This window comes from Bacillus sp. NTK074B (assembly GCF_017303375.1).
Taxonomy (GTDB): domain Bacteria; phylum Bacillota; class Bacilli; order Bacillales; family Bacillaceae_B; genus Rossellomorea.
Map to the genome: position 1 here is coordinate 1 of NZ_JAFKOH010000126.1, position 264 is coordinate 264.

General features: G+C 70.5%; 1 protein-coding gene. It reads right to left on the reverse strand.

The window, feature by feature from the left end; translation table 11 throughout:
- Positions 1-227, reverse strand: a 227-nt coding sequence (locus tag JI667_RS21685; protein WP_206858540.1) for a hypothetical protein, incomplete at its 3' end; no start/stop codon positions are given.
- Positions 228-264 lie beyond the last annotated feature (37 nt).

Here is a 264-nt window from a genome sequence, read left to right on the forward strand (position 1 = left end):
TCGGCCCGCGCAAGGGTCTGGCGCGCCAACGCGGGTTCCGTGGCCTGCGCGCGAGCAAGACCGGCCAGCGCCATGGCAAAGCCCGGATCGGCCGCGAGCGCTTCCTCGAAAACCGCGCCCGCGCCCCAGATATCCGACAGGAACATCTCGACGCCCCGGTCATAGGCCGCGACGGCCTCGGCCGAGGCGGTGCTGACCGCGTTTCCGTACCGGTCTTTCAGACCCATGCCCGTTCCCCCTGTTTCCTCACGATAGCCGGCGCCG